Origin of the sequence: Vibrio sp. 10N.222.55.C6, assembly GCF_041473395.1 — a bacterium.
Lineage (GTDB): Bacteria > Pseudomonadota > Gammaproteobacteria > Enterobacterales > Vibrionaceae > Vibrio > Vibrio crassostreae_C.
The window spans coordinates 1-492 of sequence record NZ_JBFRSD010000493.1 but is presented as its reverse complement, the minus strand read 5'-3'; the positions used below and the strand labels follow the sequence as shown (position 1 = coordinate 492).

1 pseudogene is annotated in these 492 nt (G+C 36.8%); it reads left to right on the top strand.

Annotated features, from left to right (window positions below):
• Window positions 1–70: 70 nt before the first annotated feature.
• A pseudogene (locus tag AB4486_RS24765) lies at window positions 71–226 on the top strand (group II intron reverse transcriptase/maturase); the annotation flags it as partial.
• Between the last annotated feature and the right edge of the window lie 266 nt (window positions 227–492).

The window sequence follows — 492 nt, the reverse complement described above, 5'->3', positions numbered from 1 at the left end:
GTCTCGAAATCCTCAATCTTGGAGAAAATTGTTGATATTTATCTTTCGAACTGATTTGCCATCACATTTGAATGGCAAACTCAGACTGCTAGGTATTCCATGTATGATATATGGAGCGCAATCAGAGTTGTATTTACTTGCTTTGGGACCAACCTCGGAAGCAGTCGTAGATTCAAATAGCTACTGTTTTCGCCCTAATCGCATATATTTCGATACTTTAGAGAAACTCTGAATTGTCTAGATTGTGATGTGGGCTAACTGCTAGAAGTTAGCGAGGAAGTAAGTGTTAAAGGTCAGTACTTCTAATATTGAGCTGAGGATTTATCAATAAGTTGGCCATATAAGGTCAATTTGTGTCGAAGTTAACTCGGTATCAATATAATAAAACTATGATTTAGACTGCGTGATATAGCACAAATGACAAAAACGCATGTTATGCGTTTATTTTCATGAGTTAGAATTTGAAAACTAAAGAAGTTGGAGCGTGCAGCG